Source organism: Pseudovibrio sp. W64 (assembly GCF_001623145.1).
In the GTDB taxonomy this organism is placed as follows: Bacteria; Pseudomonadota; Alphaproteobacteria; order Rhizobiales; family Stappiaceae; genus Pseudovibrio.
Genome location: NZ_LMCI01000040.1, coordinates 1,336 through 21,785 on the forward strand (window position 1 = coordinate 1,336; position 20,450 = coordinate 21,785).

Here is a 20,450-nt window from a genome sequence, read left to right on the forward strand (position 1 = left end):
ACCATCACCATCACCATCAGTCACCGTCAAAACAGCAGAGATCTTGCCGTCCAAGTTGACGAACTCATCATGACTGTCGGTATCAAGCTGCTTGATGGACTGGTACTGCGCAAGGCTGACTTCACCGTCGTCATCAATGGAGACTGCAAACACGGCATCGCCGCTCTCACCACCAACACGGCCAACAACAAGACCGTTTTCCAGATAAAGCAGAATGTCAGCGCCCGCTGTGGTCTGAAGACCTGAGGCTGCATCATCAATGCGCAGCGTTACCTTATGGGCCGCGCCATCAGCGCCGTCATCATAGGCAAAGTCCACCACATTATCGCGGGCGAACTGAGGAGCCATATCCTCATCAAAACCTTTGCCGGAAACACCATCAAACAGGGCTGCAACAGCTGGATCAGTGGTGTCGTCATTATCCAGACCAGCACTCTCATCAACCTGAACGAACCTGTTCAGCTCAAGAGACGTGATCGTTGGACCATCATCACCAAACCGGATCTTCTCACCAATTTCAATGCTCTGGCTGGTCACATCGCCATCACCATCGGTGACTGTCAGAACAGCAGAGATCTTGCCGTCCAGATTGACGAACTCATCATGGCTGTCTGTATCAAGCTGCTTGATGGACTGGTACTGCGCAAGGCTGACTTCACCGTCGTCATCAATGGAGATTGCAAACACCGCATCGCCAGTTTCGCCACCGACGCGGCCAACTACAAGATCACCTTCCAGATAAAGCAGAATGTCAGCGCCAGCTGTGGTCTGAAGACCTGAGGCTGCATCATCAATGCTCAGCGTCACCTTATGGGTCGCGCCATCAGCGCCATCATCATAGGCAAAGTCCACCACGTTATCGCGGGCGAACTGAGGAGCCATGTCCTCATCAAGCCCTTTGCCGGGAACAGCATCGAACAGGGCTGCAACAGCTGGATCAGTGGTGTCATCGTTATCCAGACCAGCACTCTCATCAACCTGAACGAACCTGTTCAGCTCAAGAGACGTGATCGCCGCCATGTCATCATCAACAATCACGGTAAAGCTGGAGTTGGCTGTATCACCATCACTGTCAGTTGCGACAAAGCCGAAGGTCAGTTCAATATCATCTTCGGTACCAGCAACAAAATGATCCAGATTGTCCAACAGCTCAAAGCTATAAGAACCAGACCCATCATCTGACAAAGTTACTTGGAAGACCGCATCCCCACTTCCCTCTTTCGTCGCTGTAAGAACAGTATCCCCCTCACTCAGGGTGTAAACAAGTGCAACACCATCAGATGTCAGGACCTGAGAAGTTATTGGAGTTCCGTCAAACTTGACTGAACGATCCCCAATACCACCTTCATCACTGTCGGCATCATCCGCACCCCAATCGATATCGAGAGAGGCAGTAACTTTATGAGAGGTTGCTGGGGCATCACCATCTGCGGTGTCATTACCGTTACCGATATCCGGGATGCCATCTTCATCAACAGTACCTGTTGTGGGCGCCCCAATCTCCGGCAGGTCATCAGCAACATTTACAATCAGGAACGAGTCTGCGGAATCTCCATCAGCATCAAACGCCTGGAAACCAAATTCCAACTCCAGAATGTCTTTCACATCTGCTTCCAGATGATCCAGATTGCCATGGAGCGTAAAAGTAAATTCACCGGTTTCCGGGAAAGTGTTCAGCAGAACCTCAAAAACCAATTCGCCATTAGGCAGCTTGGCAATAAGCAGCTGGCTGCCCGCACCAATCTCATTGGCAGCATCCGCAATAAGGTCCTGTACTTCATAAGTCAGCGGCTGCCCGTCAGCAGTCAGGCGGATTGGGGTCCCAGCTCGGTCAACAGGCACGCCGGCATCAAGTTGGAACGCCAACGAGCGCTCGCTCACACCGTCCAGACCAAAGTCGACATTCAGATTGCCTGTGAAGGATAGTGGCCCTTTGCCAGCATCAGCCCAATCAGTTTCATCAAGCGCGCCAACTTCCGCAATGCCAGCCACAGGTACATCATCAACGTCCTGTTCGGGATCATCTGCCGCAGCCGCAGCTCCGGCATTGTCTTCTGGTCTCAGGAGATCATTGACATTCAGACCCGGCCCCAGTGGACCGCCATCAGGGTTGTCATCAAAATCTTGTCCTGAACTGTTTGGATCTTCCAGCTGATCGGCAATTGGTGTCCCATCACCTGCAGCGGTTTGGAGCGTATCAACCGGCAAGATTTCGACAAGCGCACCAAATTCTTCAATCGTCAGCGTCTGGGTTTCACTCAGGATCAGGGATCCGTCTGTCTGATCTCCAGCAAAGAACCCTTCAACAAGAAGCGTTCCACCATCAGAAAACAGGATTTGCAAGCTCTCACCGTAGCGGAAGAGACTAACTGGCACTTCCAGCATCTGGCTGAAATCAACCAACTGCCCCGGCTGCCGAACAAGAACTTCCGACTGGCCTTGGGTGGCAATCCCAATCTTCAGCACTTGAGAAGGAACAACTGCCTGGGAAGTGTTAGTGGCTGTGATCGTAGTAGACGCTTGACGCTCTGACATTTTAGCAAACCCGACGCATAAACAGTTTTAATAAAATTTTAGCAATTGCGCCGATAATTTTGCCAATCATGATAAAAGTCAAATCATTTTCTTAAGGAATTTTTAACATCGTTAATTCTGTCACAGTCCATCAACACCCTGAATTAGCGCGTTTCTGCGACCAAGGTTTTAATTTGATTAAATTTTATTGAGTATTTCACTTTTTGTTAAACACCGCTCCCTATACAGGGTGGCGAAGTTATTAACGGGAAATGCTGTTTTCTGGAGAGTAAAGCTCAGGAAAGAAGGGCATTTTCAAACAAAAAAAGAGCGCGTTCTTTGCCCCTTGCAACGCGCTCTGAATAGATTTTTAAAAAGTAGATTCGCAGTTCTAATTAAACGTGCGTGTCATTGCTGCAAGAGATGTAAACTTCACCTTTTGCGGAAGCTGCTGGCCACTACCGGCTACATGCACCCATTTATAGTTTTTGGTGTCCTGCTTGAGAGCAACCCGGCCAAAGCGGTTATCAAGGACATACTCTCCACCTTTGTAGGAGAGATTGAGGATTGCATGATACTGGCCGATCTTGGTGTCATAGACTGCAACCACCTTCATATCCTCAGCAGGAATACCCAGTTCCCTTAAAGTCCAATACTTTAAGACAGCATAGTCCTCACAATCCCCTCTGCGCTGACTCAGTGTTTCGATTGGTGAGGCCCAATAATCACTTCGCCCCCAAACCTGCTGGTCACTTTGATAGCTGATGAGTGCGTTGATCCCACGATTTACATAGGAAAGCTGCTTATGGCGCGGAAGCTTGCGCGCCGCTTTAATCAGATTGCCCCAGGTATTTAAAACGCTTACTTCGCATTTATCACTGCTATTCAAACACTTAGAAGCATCTGTAATCCGGTTCATCTGAGTTGTAATGATGTTCCAGCGCCTATCGATGGAAGTTCCGGCAGTAGAACGAACGATACGCTGCAGATTACGTGTGGGAGTACTCAACACAGCAATAGAACCATGCGCAGATGCTGTTTCAATGGCAGGCAACTCAGGCTTGGCCATTGGAACGGGCATACGTGCCTTGGCAACAAGAGCCGGCTCAGGAGTAGCAACAGAAGCAAGATCAATTGGAAAATATGGAGTTTGCGGCTCCAAAGCAGCAGCCGCGGAAACAAATTGAGAAAATCCGAGCGCAATACCGGCAAATCCGAGAACTGCAGCTTTGAAGACGCAATAATCCTTCGTTACCGCACGGCGTCTGCCGGCGGTCCAAAACCTATTACAAAACATCCTGACGCCCCTTGTCAGGCGTTCGGAATTATCTCTCGCGAAGTGCTTCCGAACGCACTTTGTTTATAGGCTTAAGGATATAATCCAACACGGTTTTAAAACCGGTTAAAACATCAATTGAGGCCACCATTCCTGGTATTATTGGTAAAGGATCCGTTTCCGTCCCAAGATAGTTTTTATCTGTTCTGACGTTGACTTTAAAAAATCGATTACCCTGCTCGTCCTTGGTGGAGTCCGCAGCGATCCTTTCCAGCTTGCCTTTCAGACCTCCATAAATGGAATAGTCGTAGGCAGTGATTTTGACCGTAACCTCTTGACCTGGCCTAAGAAATGCCACGTCTTGAGGACTGATCTGCGCTTCAATCAGAAGCGTATCTTCCAGCGGAACAATCTCGACTAAAGGCTCTCCAGGCTGCACCACAGCCCCGATTGTGGATATATTCAATTGATTAACCACACCGTAGACAGGGGCCTCAAGATCCGTCCGCTGAACCTTGTCTCTGGCCGCCTTAATAGTCTCATTTATTACCGCAAGTTCGGCCCGTGCAGCCGCCAGTTCCTGACGCGCTTTGGCGTGAAACACTGTCTTTGCATTTGTAATGCGCTCTTCCGCTTCCTGTCCGGCTGACGTGACACGTCGGATAGAGGCATTCAACACCTCCAGACTGCCCTGCGCTTCATCAAGCTGGCGCTTAAGACGCAGGAACTCGATCTCAGGAAGCACCTTGCGCTTGAAGAGACGCTCGTTAATCTCCACTTCACGCGCCAACGTTTCCATGGTGACAGCGGTTTTACGTTTCTCAGCAAGCAACTCTTCCAGCTCTTGCTCTCTCTGCAATCGCTGATTTTTCAAAAGAGAGATTTCACTTGTGAGCTGCAGGTTACGCGCCAGATAGACCTGCTCTTCTTCAAACGTGTGACCCGGTGCATTGGTTGTAAGCTCACCAGAAAGCTCCAGAGGCACACCACTTGCTTCCGCCATCAACCTCTCAGCACGTGCCAAAAGGCTCCACTGGCGCTGCTGAAGCTCACCTAGCTGCGAAGAAAAGCCTGTATCATCCACCCGGACAACAACATCTCCCTTTTGAACGATCTGTCCCTCTTTCACGAGAAGAGACTTTACAATGCCCTTTTCAGGCGCCTGTACAATCTGGATCTGGCTGGACGGCACAACCCGTCCCTCACCACGTGTAACCTCTTCAAGTTCGGCTTGAGAGGCCCATGTGATCCCGGCAGCCAAAGCCACAAAGACAATCAGAATGACACGTGTGGCAGCACGGGGAGGACGGGTCTGCAAACTTGCACGGATATCGGTTGCGTAATCCCAGTTCTTCATCTCACACACCCTCTGCGCTACGCTGGCGCTCTTCGTTCCGCGTCGCACCAAGCGTACGTAGCTTCTCAATCACGAAATCCCGTGGTCCATCTGCCACAAGCTGCCCCTTATCAAGGGCAACCAAACGGTCTGTAAGCTGCAATAAGGAAGTTCGATGTGTGCTAATGATCATCGTCGTATCAGGCGAGTTGTATTCCCGCAGGCGCTCCAGCAACCGGCGCTCTGACGCTGTATCAAGATGACTAGACGGCTCATCTAAAAACAACAGACGCGGTTGGCGCAGCAACATTCTGGCGAGCGCGACACTTTGCTTCTGTCCACCGGAAAGCAAGCGACCACCCTCTCCCACCTGCATGTCAAACCCATGAGGGTGTGTCGCAACAAAATCCTCAACACCTGCAATATGAGCAGCACGATAGATATCTTCGTTGGAAGCCTGAGGCCGCCCAACAACGATGTTCTCTCGCAAGCTGCCACTGAACAACACGTTGTCCTGTGACAAGAACCCGACACCATCGCGCAGATCTGCAGGATCGTACTGCCGCGTATCAATCTTATCGACCAGAATTGCACCATCTGAGGGCGTGTAAAGCCCGGATAACAAACGCCCCACCGTCGACTTACCAGCGCCCACACGGCCAATAAGCCCGATGGTCTCTCCAGGCCGAACTTCAAAGCTCACATTGCGCAAGGAGTCTTCAGCAGCCTCAGGGTAGCGAAATGACACATTTTGGAAGGAAATCGCACCAGACGTGATGCGGCTGTTCACATAAGTCCGGTTTGGTCTGCGCTCCGCAGGCAACTCCATCAGACCAGACAGCATCTTGTAGGAATGCATGGTCTGACGCAGTCGTGTCAGCGTACCCGCAATGGATGACAAAGGCGCAAGAACACGCCCTGAAAGCATCATCGCAGCAATCAGACCACCCATATTCACCGCCCCGTCATTGACCAGATAAACACCCCAGACAACGATACAGATGGACACCAGAGCCTGCGCAAAGCCTGTCAGCGACTGAGCCAATGTGGACCAGTAACGTCCCTTCAAAATAGCCGCTGCACTGGAGGCAACAGATCGCTCCCACTTGATCTGCATAGAGCTCTCAGCATTCAAAGCTCGGATGGTATCGATATTTGCAATACTTTCCACCAACACGGAATGGCGCATCGCACTTTCTTTTGTGGCCTGATCAACAGAACCAGCAAGCGCAGGCTGAACAAGCAAGTTGATCAGAATAACCACCGGAACAGCAGCAAGCGGCACATAAGCAATCGGTCCAACAATCAGGAAAAGCACCATGATGAACAGGCCGATGAAACACATATCAATCAATGCCACCAAGGAGGAGGACGTGAAAAACTCACGAACGGTCTCAAACTCTTTGATGTGATTAGCAAACTGGCCGGTCGATCCCGGGCGGTTCTCCAGATCAAGTCCGAGCGCGTGCGAAAAAATCCGCGATGCAATAGCAAGGTCTGCCTGTTTACCTGTCATGTTTATGATAGAGCTGCGCGCGGTCTTCAAAATTCCATCAAACACCAGAGCAAGAAGCACCCCCGCCGCAAGCGCCCATAGTGTTGGAATAGCGAAGTTTGGCAGCACACGGTCGTAAACATTCATGATGAATAGCGGTGAGGCCAGCGCCAGACTATTGATGACCAGCGCAGCAATAGCAACGTGAATGTAATCCTTCCAGAAGCCTGCAATAACGCTCCAGAACCAGTGCCCGTCCCTGCCAGACCCCATGCCGTTGGTCTCAGAAGTCATATTGACGGGCTTAAAGAAGATGCCATGTCCGCTATATAGCCTCTCAAGAGCAGCAATTGAGAGAATTTGCTGCTCCTCTGGTCTCTCCGCATCAACAATCGAAGCATGACCCGTGCTCTCATTTAGCTCCTTCAAAATACGAAGGCTTCCATCTTCAAACACAAGAATTGCAGGCAATGAGATCGCAGGTATTGTTCCAGCTTTTTTCCTGACCGTGACCGCCCTCATTCCGCAATTAGAGGATGCTCGCTCAATCAGATTGATGGAAAGTCGCTGACCATCGTAAGGTAACCCAGCCAAAATGACAGAGTCGGTTGCGTAGTTACCGTAGCTTCTGGCGATGTACTTGATCGCCTCGACAAGCGGATCTTTGATGCTCACTTCAGCTGAGTTTTCAGTCTCGACGGTCATTTACAGTCTCATCATTCTTAACGACAAAAGGGAGCCGCAAAGGCTCCCTTCCTGAAGAAAATTTCGGCTATGCGTGCAGATTACACCATTAACGAAGTGGTTCAATCTGGAAACCCGCAGCTTGAGGGAAGATCGATGTGTTCCCGCGGCGGTCGGCGCTTGATTCAGCTGGTGGAGTGATGTTGAACATCGCCAGCAGGTTACCGGTGGTACCTTGCAGCTGATAGGTAGAGAACTTCAGAATATATTCTGCAGAGATCAGATCGATGCGGCTGTTAAACAACGCATTTTCAGCATTCAGCACATCCAGCAATGAGCGCTGACCAATGTTGTATTCCTGACGGTAACCGCTCACAACACGCTGGTTGGCAGAAACGGTCTGACGCAGAGCGGAGATGCGCTCGCGTGTTGTTTGAACAGACGCCCATGCTTGCTCAACAGCTTCATCAGTTTCGCGGCGCATACGATCAACACGTGCCTGTGCTTCTGCATGCTGCTCAACCGCACGGCCACGCATCGCACTGTCATAACCGCCATTGTAAAGGTTCCATCTCAGGCGAACCATGATGCGGTAGTCATCGCTACGACCTTCATAACCATTCAGGTCATCTCCGAAATTGGCAGACCCATTCAGAGTAACCCGTGGCATGAAGGAGGAGTTGCTCTGCTCAATCGCAAAACCAGCAGCATCCGTGTCAGCCTCAGCCGACAAGATCAGCGGATTGCTCTGACGAGACATTGCAAGTGCAGAAGACAAACTCTTTGCAGCAGCTGAGTTTGCAGCAGAAACAGCACCCAGATTGCTTGGAGCAACACCAACGACGCGGCGATACTTCGCCATTGCATCCAGCAATGACTTACGCACGCTTGCTGTAATCATGCGAGTGGCGGCAACACGTTCCTGCACCTGAGCAAGATCAGCGGCACCAGTTTCACCGCCATCGTAACGTTCTTTCACTTCACGTGCGAGACGCTGGTGAAGAGCAGTATTCTCTTTGGATTTGTTCAAAATCTTCTGATGGCGCACAACATCGACATAGGCTTCAACAGCATCAAGTGCGATCGCTTCAGAGCGTTCCAGAACACGCAGAGCAGCACCATCAACACGGGCGCTCTGGCGGTAAATCTCATTCACTGAGCCGAAGCCATCAAACAACAGCTGCTCAGCTTCAACACTCACCTGCTTGGCTGCACGCCATTGCTCAGTGGTGTTGGATTGTGCCCTGCGCAAGCGCTCCGCACCAAAAGAAGCATTCACACTCAACTTCGGCATGAACGCACTTTGAGAAGCACGCAATTCCTGATCACGCGCCCTTCTGTTTGCAGCGGACTCTACAATGTCTGGATTAGTGAGAACGGCGGTTTCAACAGCATCTCGTAAAGACGCAGAATGAGCTGACGTCACTCCCAACGCGCACATCAACAGTGCAACAGAAGTACCTCGAAAAAGCATTGCCTACACCCCAATGACTTTTCCATGAACGGCGTTTACCTCAAACAACCAAAGGCAGCAGAATTTCATCATTACAGCGCCCCTGATTTTCCGGCCATGGGAAAAACAAAAAGAAAATCTAACAGAGTAAAATCACGTGTAGAGATTTTTATCAATATATTTTTTCATAGTATAAATGATACCCCAAAATCTCAAGATATCACCCAGACACAAACAAACTAAACCAAAGCAAATACATAGATAAACACAAGAACACTCAAATACTAAAGCAAATTATGCAAAACGCATTACAACGAAACTAGCGAAACACCTCAAGAAAAAGAGAATTGCGAAGAAAACGCGTCGACTGTATTCAGCCTAAAAAAGTACTGAGTATATATAGAAAGATAAAATTTTACAGATATTCATTCACACTCGCTAAAATACCACCTGTCATTGAATTTTATTTACGCAAGTAGACTCTGAGAAATCCAACAGTTCCCACATGTTAACTATAAGACCCAAAAACCGAATACTGATTCTTTTAGTTTCCCCTCACCCATAGCCTTCGTTCTCAAGCTCAAAGTCCCCTTAAAACTCAGGGGCTCCCTCACAAAAAAGAGGCGAATGCTTCGACATCCGCCTCTTTAAAATCTGCATCATTTTGCAAAACGCTTAGTTCAGCAGCAGGTTTGGAATGTACAGAGCCAGCTGCGGAATGAACGTGGTCAGCACCAGTGTCGGCAACCATGCAAAGAAGATGAACATCAGCGTCGGCTTCAGCATCTTGTCAACTGAGGTGTCCGTCACCTTGGATCCCAGATACAGCAGCGGAGCAGTCGGTGGCGTAATGTTCGCCATGCCCAGATTCACACCCAAAACAGCCGCAAAGTGGATCGGATCCATACCAACGCCTTGCACGATTGGAAGCAGCAGCGGCGTTGAGAGCAGGATACCGGAGATATCATCCATCAACATACCGATGATGATCATCACCAGATTCACCATCAGCAAGATCATGATTGGATCTTCAGAGACGGAGTAAACAAACTCCTCTGCAATCGCCGGGATGTCTTCAAAGATCAGGAACCGGCTCACGATCAACACCATGAAGATCATCGCCATCACCACACCAATGGTGATGCCTGAGTTCAAAATGGTTTCACGGAACGTTTTCCAGGTCAGACCACGGTAAACGTAGATCGCAACAGGGATCGCATAAACAACAGCGACGCCAGCGGCTTCCGTTGGTGTCATGATGCCACCATAGATCCCGCCGAGGATGATGACGGGCATCATCAATGCAGGAAACGCCTTCAGGCCGCGACGCTTGAACTCGTAGTTGAAGTCATCTGGGCGCTTTTCCAGATTGATGTCTTTATGCTTGCGCAGCATCACCTGGTTTACGATGATCAAAAGCGTAATGAGGATCAAACCGGGAATGACGGTGGAGAGGAATGCACGCAGCACGGACTGCTGTGCGACCCAGGCATACAAAATGTGAGAAGCACTTGGCGGGATCAACAATCCAAGAGGTGCAGCGCTAACGATCAGCGCAGCTGACTGGCCTTCAGGATAGTTGGCTTTGCGCAGATGCGGCATCATGATGCCACCAATGCAAGTCAGTGTCGCGTTTGCACTTCCGGAAATTGAACCGAATACACCGGACGCAAGCACAGTTGCAGCAGACAAACCACCTTTGATGTGCCCGACAAACAGCTCCGCCACGCTGACAAGAGGCGCAGCGATACGCCCTTTTTCCATAATGCCGCCAGCAATGATGAACAGCGGAATAGCCAGCAGAACCACATTGTTCATTTTCCAGTGGCCGGTTGGTAGATAACCAGCAACATCATGGCCGCCCATATAGGCAAGGAAAATAAGAATTGCGCCAAATGCTAGGTGTACGCTTACACCAAGCAGCAAAAGGCCGCATAGAATGGCAATTGACCCAACAATAATCATTGCGCTGTCCCTTGAGCTTTTATTGGTTCTTCTTCAGGGTGTACGTTTTCCGCAATTTCGCGGGGTTCCCGTTCCGGCCATTTAGGACCGTTTCGCAGCAACAGATAAAAGTGCAGCACGGCGAACATGGTCATGAACAGGAAGCCCAGGAAAATAGCTAATCGAGGCGCAAAGAATGGAATCTTCAGCGCAACGGTCGTCTGCCACATTGGGTAGGAGGCAAGTTCTTCCTCAAGCATGAGCCAGCCCCAATACGTGACCGCACTCAAAACGCCAATTTCAATGATTTCTACAGCCACCTCACGCCACCAGATGATGCGTGGGTTTTTGATCAGAAAGCCAAGCACGTCTGCGTTGACATGCTCTTTGCGTGCTGAGGCGACAGCAGCAGCCATGAAGAACATCCAGAAACTGATGGTCATCAGCCATTCTTCATAGGCAAAAAGGTTGCCACCAAAACCATAACGGACAATCACAACCATAAAAAATGTGAGCGCCATGATTACACCGCCGGCTGTAATCATGAAGTTCATCAGTTTAATGACGCCGTTCAGCGGTTTAGCCACTGGCCTTGGAAGTTCGCTCGTCAGAATACTCATCTGATATTTGCCCTTCGTTTCTTGAAACCAAATAAGTCATAGAAAAGGCCGGCGCAGGGTATGCGTCGGCCTTGAAGAGAAGGGCTTATTGGAAGTCTTTCTTCAGACGGTCAATGGTGTCCTGACCAACAACTTCAGCCATTGCAGGCCAAACTTTTTCACGTACACGCTCAGCAAGAACTTTTTCCTGCTCAGGGGTGAAGCTCAGGACTTCATAACCGGACTCTACGAGTTTCTGCTTGAAGTTCGCATCGTTCTCTTTGTTGAACTGGAAGTACTGCTTGGAAGCTTTATCAAACGCAGCTTTTACAACAGCTTTCTGCTCATCATTCATCTTGTTCCAGGTTTTCAGAGAACCATAGAAAGAGTTGATTTCAGAGATCGCGTTGTATTCTACGAAGTACTTACCAACATTGGACTTTGCGAAGATAGTGTAAGCAGCCTGCTTGGTGCAGCACAAGGTGCCGTCAACAATACCGGACTGCATTGCAGGGAACATATCACCCCAAGCCATCGTGGTGGTGTTGTAGCCCAGAGTTTCTGCCATGTCTTTAACAACAGCAGAAGACCAGACACGGATGTTCATGCCTTTGTCGCCAAAGCCTGCGTAGTCTTCAGGCTTTTTGTTCGCAACAACACCAACAAAACCTTCAGGGTTGTGGTTGAACAGCTTCAGACCGAGGTTTTCAAGACGCTCATTGATGATCTTGTTGTACTCAGAATCTGGGTTCAACATCACGTTTTCCAGATCATCCCAGCTGGTGAACAGGTATGGCATGGACATGATGTCGAGCACAGGATCTTTGTGGGAGTAGATGAACGCCATCACAAAGTCCACGTTACCGCGGATGGTGTCTTCAACCAGAGACTCACCGGAACCGAGCTGGCTTGCAGGGAAGACAGAAACTTTCAGGCCAACATCAGCAGCCTCAATTTCCTTTTCGATCTGCTTCAGCATCTTGGTGCCTTCGTGATCGACAGGTACCGTACCAGCGATTTTCAGACGCAGATCAGCAGCGTATACGGAGGACGCCAGTGTCAAAGCAATTGCACTTGCTGCACCTACGCTCAATACGCGACGGAAACCCTTTGATACAGTTTTAAGGCTAGGTTTGTTCATTCTTGTCTCCCTAATAACCATCCAGATACGCATCTATTGCTTATCATTGGCTCCCGGATGGCCGATTATGCCTCTCGCAACACAGGTGACTTGCGTCAAATCGTGTCACTCAAGATTTTTAGATTGCTACAGCTCAGGGGCCGCAATCAGAAACATCTTTCATTGCTCTTGATGAGTGATGTCCCTGTAAGTGCTTATCCCCTTGTGCCGAATAGATGCGAAGAACTGGCAATAAAGCGCAGTGCGTTTCACATGCATACTTTTACTAACTCGGGAAACATACTAGATATAATTCAAATGATCCATATTTTTTTCACTATTGACCATTTGTCACCTTATGAACTAGTCATATCTACTGAATTTGAAGAAATTTTGGGCGGAAAGCTCTTTAAATTATAGGGTTTTAGGCAAACCAAATGGCAGCAGCAATTTTCTGCATCAAAAAAAGACACTGATATATCTATTTAATATCGGTCGAAAATCGAGAGGAACATCGAAGATGCAGAAACGCTACACGCAAAAATCGAGAATTTTGAGTGACTGATACATTTGATCCATTTGCACCAAAAAATTTAAAACAATGATTCGTTTGGGAGGGGAAACTATGACGAAAAGCTACCAGGAGACGGTTGATCAACTCACGAAAGCCTATCCAAATCTAAGCAAGCAGCTCAAGAAAAGCGCGGCTTATGTCTTGGAATATCCAAGTGATGTTGCCACCCTGTCCATGCGTCAGGTTGCAGCCCGTGCAGACGTCCCTCCTCCCACCATGAACAGACTTGCAAAATCTCTTGAGTTTGGAACCTACAATGCCCTGCGTGATGTCTATCGCGGCGGGTTCGAGGATTTTTCCTCCAACTACCCATCCCGAGCCGGAGAGCTACAGGCCACACATGGCACCTCGGATATTGAAGCCTCTTTGCAAAGTTTCAAAAGCGCAGCTCTTGGCAATCTGAAGCACTTGTTCGACACTGTCGACCGGGATCATCTCCAACAAATCGTCTCGTCTCTGGCCACCGCCCGGAACGTGGTTGTTGTTGGTATGCATGCATCTCACTCACTCGCAAATTACCTACACTATGTTGCCTCCATGTGTTTTCGCAATTGGCGGCTCATCAATCGCAAGAATGGCGAAATCGCAGATCAGGTCGAGTACATCAACGCCGATGACGTTGTCGTCGCAATCTCCCTGAACCCATGCGCTGCAGACACTGTGCTCGTTGCAAAACGGGCGTATGAAGTAGGTGCAACGGTCGTCGGCATCACCGACACCAGAACATCTCCTCTTGCCACTTATTCAACCGACCTCCTGCTCACACCTGTTCAAAGCCCACATTTCTTTGAGAGTTACGTCGCCACTGCGGCCCTTCTGGAAATGATCCTTGGCTTACTGGTGGCAGATAGCGGGCAGGTCGTCATCGACAACATCACAAGGCTGGAACGCTGCCGCAATGAACTCGGCGAATACTGGCCAGACCAATAAACCAATAAGAACTCGGAATACCCTATGACAAAGCTCAGTCTCCTTGCCGGTCAGATCAACATTCCTGCAATGACCACAGCAGACCAGCGAGACGCACACGTGCGATCCGTGACCGCCTGGTTGCATCAGCAACTCACTGCAAAGCCACATGATCTGGTTGTTCTACCTGAGCTTTCGACCGTTGATTACTCCAGAGCTGCCTTCGCTGAACTCAGCGTGCTGGCAGAAGAGCTGAACGGCCCCTCCGTCAAAGCATTTGGCGCTTTGGCAAAACAGCACAACACAACAATCGTCTTCGGCATGCCACGCAAAGCAGAGGATCACTACAAGATCTCTCAGGTCGCTGTCGGGCCGGACGGAGCTGTCATTGGCTGCTACGATAAGCTCCACATTTGCCAGTATGGCGCATCCATGGAGAAGGAATACTTCGAGAAAGGCGACCACCTTTTCTCATTCTCCGTAAAGGGCATAAAGGTTGCGCCAATCATCTGCTACGATATCCGCATCCCTGAACTCTGCCGCACACTGGCTCTGCAACACGGCGTTGACCTGATCCTGCACAGCGGCGCGTATGCCCGGGATGAAAGCTTCTTCAGCTGGCACGACTTCGTGGTCACCCGCGCTCTGGAAAGCCAGATATTCTTCCTCAGCCTCAATCGCGCTGGCGAGAACTTCGGTAATTCCACATTCTGTCCTCCCTGGACTGATGAGAACACACCACGCACAATCTTCTCTCAAACCAACGAGCATTTTGAGAGCTTTGAGCTGGATACGGCTGTGATTGATCAAGCGCGCGAAGACTACACATTCCGCAAGGATTTGCTGGAAGACTACTCCCAACTTAAGCATCAGGAACCTGAGCTGCTCAACCAATAGCTAGCTCTATTCCCATCAGTTTTCCCTCTAGTATCGGTTGCAACAAAACAACTTTCTGGAGGGAAAACACGCCATGACAGATCTGCCACAGCTTACGGACGCAACGCTCACGCTTGAAAACCGCGTTGCCACACTGACCATGAACCGTCATGACCTGCGCAACGCCCTCACCGGCTCTGCGCTGATTGACGACATCGTGACAACGGCGGAATGGGTCAACATCTGCCCTGATGTCTCAGTCCTACTTCTAACGGGCGCAGGCTCAGCCTTCTCCTCAGGTGGCAACATTAAAGACATGGCAGAACGTGGTGGTGACTTTGCTGGCAATGTGGCTGAGGTGGAGAACCACTACAGGCGCGGCATTCAGCGCATTCCTCTCGCCCTGCAAAATGTGGAAGTGCCGATCATTGCAGCCGTCAACGGCCCTGCCATCGGAGCGGGCTTTGACCTTGCCAACATGTGCGACATCCGCCTGGCCTCCACCAAAGCCAAGTTCGGAGAGACCTTCCTGAACCTTGGCATCATCCCCGGCGATGGCGGCGCATGGTTCATGCAGCGCTTGATCGGCTACCAGCGCGCAGCAGAGCTTACCCTGTCAGGACGTGTTATCAACGCCCAGCAAGCCAAGGAATACGGCCTTGTGTTGGATGTGTACGAGCCAGACGACCTCATGGCGGAAGCCAGCAAGATGGCTCAGCAGTTCGCTTCTCAGCCCCCAAAGGCCACGCGCCTCACCAAGCGCCTGCTGAAGATGGCCCAGCGCACTGAGCTAAAAGACTTCCTCGACCTGTCCGCGTGCTTTCAGGGCATGAGCCACAATGAGCCCGAACATCTGGAAGCTGTGCTCGCCTTCATGGAAAAGATGAAATAGGCACCAAAACAAGAAGAGCGCTGCATACTGGCGGATACCCGGCAGCGTACAGCGCTCATTCAAGAAACAAGAAATGCCCTACTTCGCAGGCCTGCGAATGGAAGGTTCCGCTTCCAAAACCAGCGGATTGAGCCCTTCTCCGCCATCCTTCACAATATCAAACAGTTGCAGCCGCATGCGCGGCTCCCAAAAATCATTGATGTGATCGGCAATACCAGCAACCGCCTCTTCATGCGGCTTATGCTTGAAGAAACCAGCGATCTGGTTTGCCATGTAGGTGAGCTTTTCTGGTGCCATACCCGAGCTCTCCTCCCTTTTAAACTCTCAGTTCCATTGCGCGCAGACTGCACAAGCATCCCTAAAATCAGAAAATACTCATGCAGCCCAGCGTCAAATACACTTATTCCGCAGCTTCAATCCGGCGAGACCGAGCAGCATGCTCCTGATACTCTTCCTGCCAGTCTGTCTGACCGTTGGAAAGAGAAACCTGAACCGCCGTCACCTTGTATTCCGGACAGTTCGTCGCCCAATCAGAATAGTCGGTCGTCACCACGTTTGCCTGTGTCGCCGGATGGTGGAACGTGGTGTAAACAACACCCGTTGAAACACGATCCGTCACATTCGCCCGCAAGCTGGTTTCGCCAGAACGGCTCATAAGCTTGAGCCAGTCACCATCTTTAATGCCGCGCACTTCTGCATCATGCGGATGGATCTCCAGCACATCTTCCTCATGCCAGACCACATTGTCTGTACGCCGTGTCTGAGCACCAACATTGTACTGGCTCAGAATACGGCCCGTGGTCAAAAGCAGCGGGAAGCGTGGACCGGTCTTCTCATCCGTCGCAACATAGTCGGTCCGAATGAAACGGCCTTTGCCACGAACAAACCCGTCCAGATGCATGGTTGGCGTGCCTTCTGGCATCTCATCGTTACAAGGCCACTGAACAGAACCCTGCTCCTCCAGAAGGTCGTAAGTCACATTGGCAAAGCTCGGAGTGGTTGCCGCAATCTCCTCCATAATCTGCGAAGGATGCGTGTAATTCCACTTCGCGCCCATTGCATTGGCCAGCAACTGGGTCACTTCCCAATCCGCATAGCCATTGCGCGGCGCCATCACTTTGCGTACGCGGTTGATACGCCGCTCAGCGTTGGTGAAGGTGCCATCCTTCTCAAGGAAGGTGGAACCTGGCAGGAACACATGCGCATAGTTCGCGGTCTCATTCAAAAACAGGTCATGAACGATCACGCATTCCATGGCAGCAAGACCAGCAGCAACGTGCTTTGTATCAGGATCAGACTGCAAGATGTCCTCACCCTGCACGTAAATGCCTTTGAACGTTCCCTCAACAGCTGCATCCAGCATATTCGGAATACGCAAACCCGGCTCGTCGGAGATGGTCACACCCCAGATCTGCTCATAGATATCACGCGCATCAGCATTCTTCACATGGCGATAGCCCGGCAGCTCATGCGGGAATGACCCCATGTCACAAGAACCCTGCACGTTGTTCTGACCCCGCAGCGGGTTAACACCAACGCCTTTCTTGCCGATATTACCAGTCAGCATGGCAAGGTTCGCAATGCCGATAACAGTCGTGGACCCCTGACTGTGTTCCGTCACGCCAAGTCCGTAATAGATCGCGCCATTACCACCACGCGCATAAAGCCGTGCTGCACCGCGCACTTCCTCAGCAGGAACCCCCGTTAGCAACTCAGCAGCTTCTGGGCTGTTGGTCGGATTAGAGACGAACTCAACGTAGTCCTGAAACTCGTCCATATCACAGCGTTCACGAATGAAAGCCTCATCGAACAAGCCCTCAGTCACGATCACATGCGCCATCGCAGTCACAATCGCAACGTTCGTTCCCGGACGCAGCGCCAAATGGTGCGATGCCTTGATATGCGGAGATTTCACCAGATCAGTCCGGCGCGGATCAATCACGATCAGCTTTGCACCCTGACGCAAGCGCTTCTTCAAACGAGAGCCAAACACCGGATGCCCGTCTGTCGGGTTCGCCCCGATAACCAGCACCACATCGGAATGCTCAACACTGTCAAAGTCCTGCGTTCCCGCAGAGGTGCCAAACGTCTGACCAAGGCCATAACCGGTTGGTGAATGACATACGCGTGCACAAGTGTCCGTATTGTTGTTCTCAAACACAGCCCGCGTCAGTTTCTGAACAAGGTAGGTCTCTTCATTGGTACAGCGAGAGGACGTGATCACACCAACAGACTCTTTGCCGTACTGCTGCTGAATGCCCTTCATCTTGTTCGCCGCAAAGCTCAGGGCTTCATCCCAGGAAACTTCCCGCCATGGCAGATCAACGCTCTCACGAACCATCGGGTTGAGGATACGGTCCTGATGCGCCGCATAGCCATAAGCAAAGCGGCCTTTCACGCAGGAATGACCACGGTTCGCCTTGCCGTCTTTGTATGGCACCATGCGCACCAGCTCATCACCGCGCATCTCTGCCTTAAAGGAACAGCCGACACCACAGTAAGCGCAGGTCGTCACAACAGAACGTTCCGGCTGTCCGATATCGATCACAGACTTTTCCTGAAGCGTTCCTGTCGGGCACGCCTGCACACAGGCACCGCAGGACACACACTCAGAATCCAGGAAACTCTCAGACATCCCGGCGGTCACGCGAGAGTCAAAGCCACGACCAGTAATGGTCAGCGCAAAAGTACCCTGCACTTCCTCACAGGCCCGCACGCAGCGCGAGCAGACAATGCACTTGGCAGGGTCATAGGTGAAATAAGGATTGCTCTCATCTTTTGGCTTCCAGCAGGCATTCACCTCACCGCCGCCATCACGCATTTTAAAGTGGTTCTGCGCATCAGCGCCATAACGCACATCGCGCAGACCAACAGCTCCGGCCATGTCCTGCAGCTCACAGTCACCATTGGCAGCGCAGGTCAAACAGTCCAGCGGGTGATCAGAGATGTAAAGCTCCATCACACCACGACGAAGGCCTTTAAGACGATCTGTCTGGGTGCGAACCTGCATCCCCTCTTCCACCAGCGTGGTACAGGAGGCAGGCGTTCCACGGCGTCCTTCAATCTCAACAAGGCACAGACGGCAGGAGCCAAAGGCATCAACCATATCCGTCGCGCACAGCTTGGGAACCTGAATACCAGCTTCCATGGAAGCCCGCATCACAGAGGTTCCCTCAGGCACGCTCACATCAAAACCATCAACGGTGATAGTGACAGTCTTTTCAGCGGTCGATTGAGGAGTACCAAAGTCTGTTTCTTTAATCAGGGTCATGGGTTCACTCCGCCGCGTCCGTTAATGGCTTTACATGAAAATCCTGCGGAAAATGCGTCAGAGAACTCATCACAGGATAAGGTGCAAACCCGCCAAGAGCACAAAGCGAGCCCATTTTCATCGTATCGCAAAGGTCAGTGAGCAACTCCACTTGCTGCTCTGGCTGATCCCCTTCGGCAATCCGGTCCAGCACTTCCACACCGCGCACAGACCCAATACGGCACGGCGTACACTTGCCGCAGCTCTCAATGGCGCAGAACTCCATGGCAAAGCGTGCCTGCTTGAGCATATCGACCGTATCATCAAACACCACGATCCCCGCATGGCCAATCATGCCATTACGCTCAATAAACGCCTCATAATCAAAGATCGTGTCAAACAAAGACGGCGGGAAATAAGCGCCCAGCGGACCGCCAACCTGAACAGCCTTCACCGGACGACCGCTCAAGGTACCACCGCCGATATCGTAAATCAGTTCGTTCAGTGTCAAACCGAAAGCCGTCTCAAACAACCCGCTGTTCTTGATATTGCCCGTCAACTGGATCGGAATAGTCCCATGGGAGTAGCCAACACCATAATCGCGATAGAACCGTGCGCCGCGATCCATAATGATCGGCACAGACGCCAGCGACATCACGTTGTTGACCACAGTCGGACAGCCAAACAGACCCTCAATCGCAGGAAGCGGAGGTTTCGCCCGCACGATACCGCGTTTGCCTTCAAGGCTGTTGAGCAGCGAGGTTTCCTCACCGCACACATAAGCACCAGCCCCTTCACGCACTTCCATATCAAACGCATGATCAGAGCCCATAACAGAAGCTCCAAGAATACCAGCTTTGCGCGCAATCTTGATCGCGTCCTGCATAATCGCAACCGCATGCGGGTATTCAGAGCGGGTGTAGATGTATCCCTTGGTCGCGCCCACCGCGATACCCGCAATGGTCATGCCTTCGATGAGAACGAACGGATCGCCCTCCATGATCATCCGGTCAGAAAACGTACCACTGTCACCTTCATCTGCATTACAGACGATATACTTCTGCGCACCTTGTGCCTTCAGCACAGTGTTCCATTTGATACCTGTCGGAAAACCAGCACCACCACGGCCACGCAGACCACTGTCTGTCACGTCCTGCACAATCTCCGCAGGCGTCATCGCAAGCGCACGCTTCAAACCAAGGAAGCCATGATGCTTCTCGTAATGTTCAAGGGAAAGCGGATCAGTGATGCCACAGCGGGAAAACGTAAGGCGCGTCTGTCGCTTGAGATAAGGCATCTCTTTGGTCAAACCATGACACAAAGGATGGTCACCACCATCCAGCAGGCCCGCATCCAGCAGTCCTGTCACATCAGATGGCTTCACCGGACCATAGGCTATCCGGCCCTGCTCGGTTTCAATCTCAACCAATGGCTCCAGCCAGTGCATACCGCGAGATCCGTTACGGATGATTGTCGCATCCACACCGCGCGCGCGCAGCTCATCCGCCAGCGTCTCAGCAACACGGTC

General features: G+C 51.1%; 15 protein-coding genes. 4 read left to right on the forward strand and 11 right to left on the reverse strand.

The window, feature by feature from the left end; genetic code table 11:
• The 5 genes from PsW64_RS22925 to PsW64_RS22945 all read right to left on the reverse strand — a co-directional run.
• A partial coding sequence (locus tag PsW64_RS22925; protein WP_244277351.1) for a DUF5801 repeats-in-toxin domain-containing protein occupies nucleotides 1-2,535 on the reverse strand: 2,535 nt, incomplete at its 3' end.
• Between the two features lie 370 nt (nucleotides 2,536-2,905).
• On the reverse strand, nucleotides 2,906-3,811 hold the full coding sequence (locus tag PsW64_RS22930; protein WP_063305112.1) for a transglutaminase-like cysteine peptidase: 906 nt from the start codon (nucleotides 3,809-3,811) through the stop codon (nucleotides 2,906-2,908).
• A gap of 28 nt (nucleotides 3,812-3,839) precedes the next feature.
• Nucleotides 3,840-5,147, reverse strand: coding sequence for an HlyD family type I secretion periplasmic adaptor subunit (locus PsW64_RS22935; protein ID WP_057463696.1), 1,308 nt, complete (start codon nucleotides 5,145-5,147; stop codon nucleotides 3,840-3,842).
• A 1-nt stretch (nucleotide 5,148) separates the two neighbouring features.
• A complete protein-coding gene (locus PsW64_RS22940) occupies nucleotides 5,149-7,326 on the reverse strand; it encodes a type I secretion system permease/ATPase (protein ID WP_063305113.1) in 2,178 nt (725 codons plus the stop codon).
• 88 nt (nucleotides 7,327-7,414) lie between these two features.
• Nucleotides 7,415-8,779 (reverse strand): TolC family outer membrane protein, encoded by a 1,365-nt coding sequence (locus PsW64_RS22945; RefSeq protein WP_063305114.1) that lies wholly within the window; start codon nucleotides 8,777-8,779, stop codon nucleotides 7,415-7,417.
• 24 nt (nucleotides 8,780-8,803) lie between these two features.
• Between PsW64_RS22945 and PsW64_RS27435 the strand changes: the two genes are divergently transcribed.
• Nucleotides 8,804-9,001: a hypothetical protein gene (locus tag PsW64_RS27435; protein WP_153042413.1), complete on the forward strand. Its 198-nt coding sequence runs from the start codon at nucleotides 8,804-8,806 to the stop codon at nucleotides 8,999-9,001.
• 432 nt (nucleotides 9,002-9,433) lie between these two features.
• On the opposite strand, the gene PsW64_RS22950 is transcribed toward PsW64_RS27435, so the two are convergent.
• The 3 genes from PsW64_RS22950 to dctP all read right to left on the reverse strand — a co-directional run bounded on the left by PsW64_RS22950 (nucleotide 9,434) and on the right by dctP (nucleotide 12,442).
• Nucleotides 9,434-10,723 (reverse strand): TRAP transporter large permease, encoded by a 1,290-nt coding sequence (locus PsW64_RS22950; RefSeq protein ID WP_063290604.1) that lies wholly within the window; start codon nucleotides 10,721-10,723, stop codon nucleotides 9,434-9,436.
• Nucleotides 10,720-11,322, reverse strand: coding sequence for a TRAP transporter small permease (locus PsW64_RS22955; RefSeq protein WP_063305115.1), 603 nt, complete (start codon nucleotides 11,320-11,322; stop codon nucleotides 10,720-10,722). Before PsW64_RS22955 ends, PsW64_RS22950 begins: the two co-directional genes overlap by 4 nt.
• An 85-nt stretch (nucleotides 11,323-11,407) precedes the next feature.
• Entirely contained in the window at nucleotides 11,408-12,442 is a 1,035-nt protein-coding gene (gene dctP, locus PsW64_RS22960; RefSeq protein WP_063289337.1) for a TRAP transporter substrate-binding protein DctP, read from the reverse strand.
• A gap of 604 nt (nucleotides 12,443-13,046) precedes the next feature.
• Here dctP and PsW64_RS22970 point away from each other — a divergent pair.
• The 3 genes from PsW64_RS22970 (at nucleotide 13,047) to PsW64_RS22980 (ending at nucleotide 15,672) form a co-directional block, all read left to right on the forward strand.
• On the forward strand, nucleotides 13,047-13,925 hold the full coding sequence (locus tag PsW64_RS22970) for a MurR/RpiR family transcriptional regulator (RefSeq protein ID WP_057463690.1): 879 nt from the start codon (nucleotides 13,047-13,049) through the stop codon (nucleotides 13,923-13,925).
• Between the two features lie 24 nt (nucleotides 13,926-13,949).
• Nucleotides 13,950-14,801, forward strand: a complete 852-nt coding sequence (locus tag PsW64_RS22975) for a carbon-nitrogen hydrolase family protein (RefSeq protein ID WP_063305117.1) — start codon at nucleotides 13,950-13,952, stop codon at nucleotides 14,799-14,801.
• A 73-nt stretch (nucleotides 14,802-14,874) separates the two neighbouring features.
• On the forward strand, nucleotides 14,875-15,672 hold the full coding sequence (locus tag PsW64_RS22980; protein WP_063305118.1) for an enoyl-CoA hydratase-related protein: 798 nt from the start codon (nucleotides 14,875-14,877) through the stop codon (nucleotides 15,670-15,672).
• A 78-nt stretch (nucleotides 15,673-15,750) separates the two neighbouring features.
• Here the strand turns inward: PsW64_RS22980 and PsW64_RS22985 are convergent, their stop codons facing one another.
• From PsW64_RS22985 to PsW64_RS22995, 3 genes are all read right to left on the reverse strand, one after another.
• Nucleotides 15,751-15,969, reverse strand: a complete 219-nt coding sequence (locus PsW64_RS22985) for a formate dehydrogenase subunit delta (RefSeq protein ID WP_057463687.1) — start codon at nucleotides 15,967-15,969, stop codon at nucleotides 15,751-15,753.
• A gap of 103 nt (nucleotides 15,970-16,072) precedes the next feature.
• Nucleotides 16,073-18,943, reverse strand: coding sequence for a formate dehydrogenase subunit alpha (fdhF, locus tag PsW64_RS22990; protein ID WP_063305119.1), 2,871 nt, complete (start codon nucleotides 18,941-18,943; stop codon nucleotides 16,073-16,075).
• Nucleotides 18,944-18,947: 4 nt separating this feature from the next.
• A partial coding sequence (locus tag PsW64_RS22995) for a formate dehydrogenase beta subunit (protein WP_244277353.1) occupies nucleotides 18,948-20,450 on the reverse strand: 1,503 nt, incomplete at its 5' end.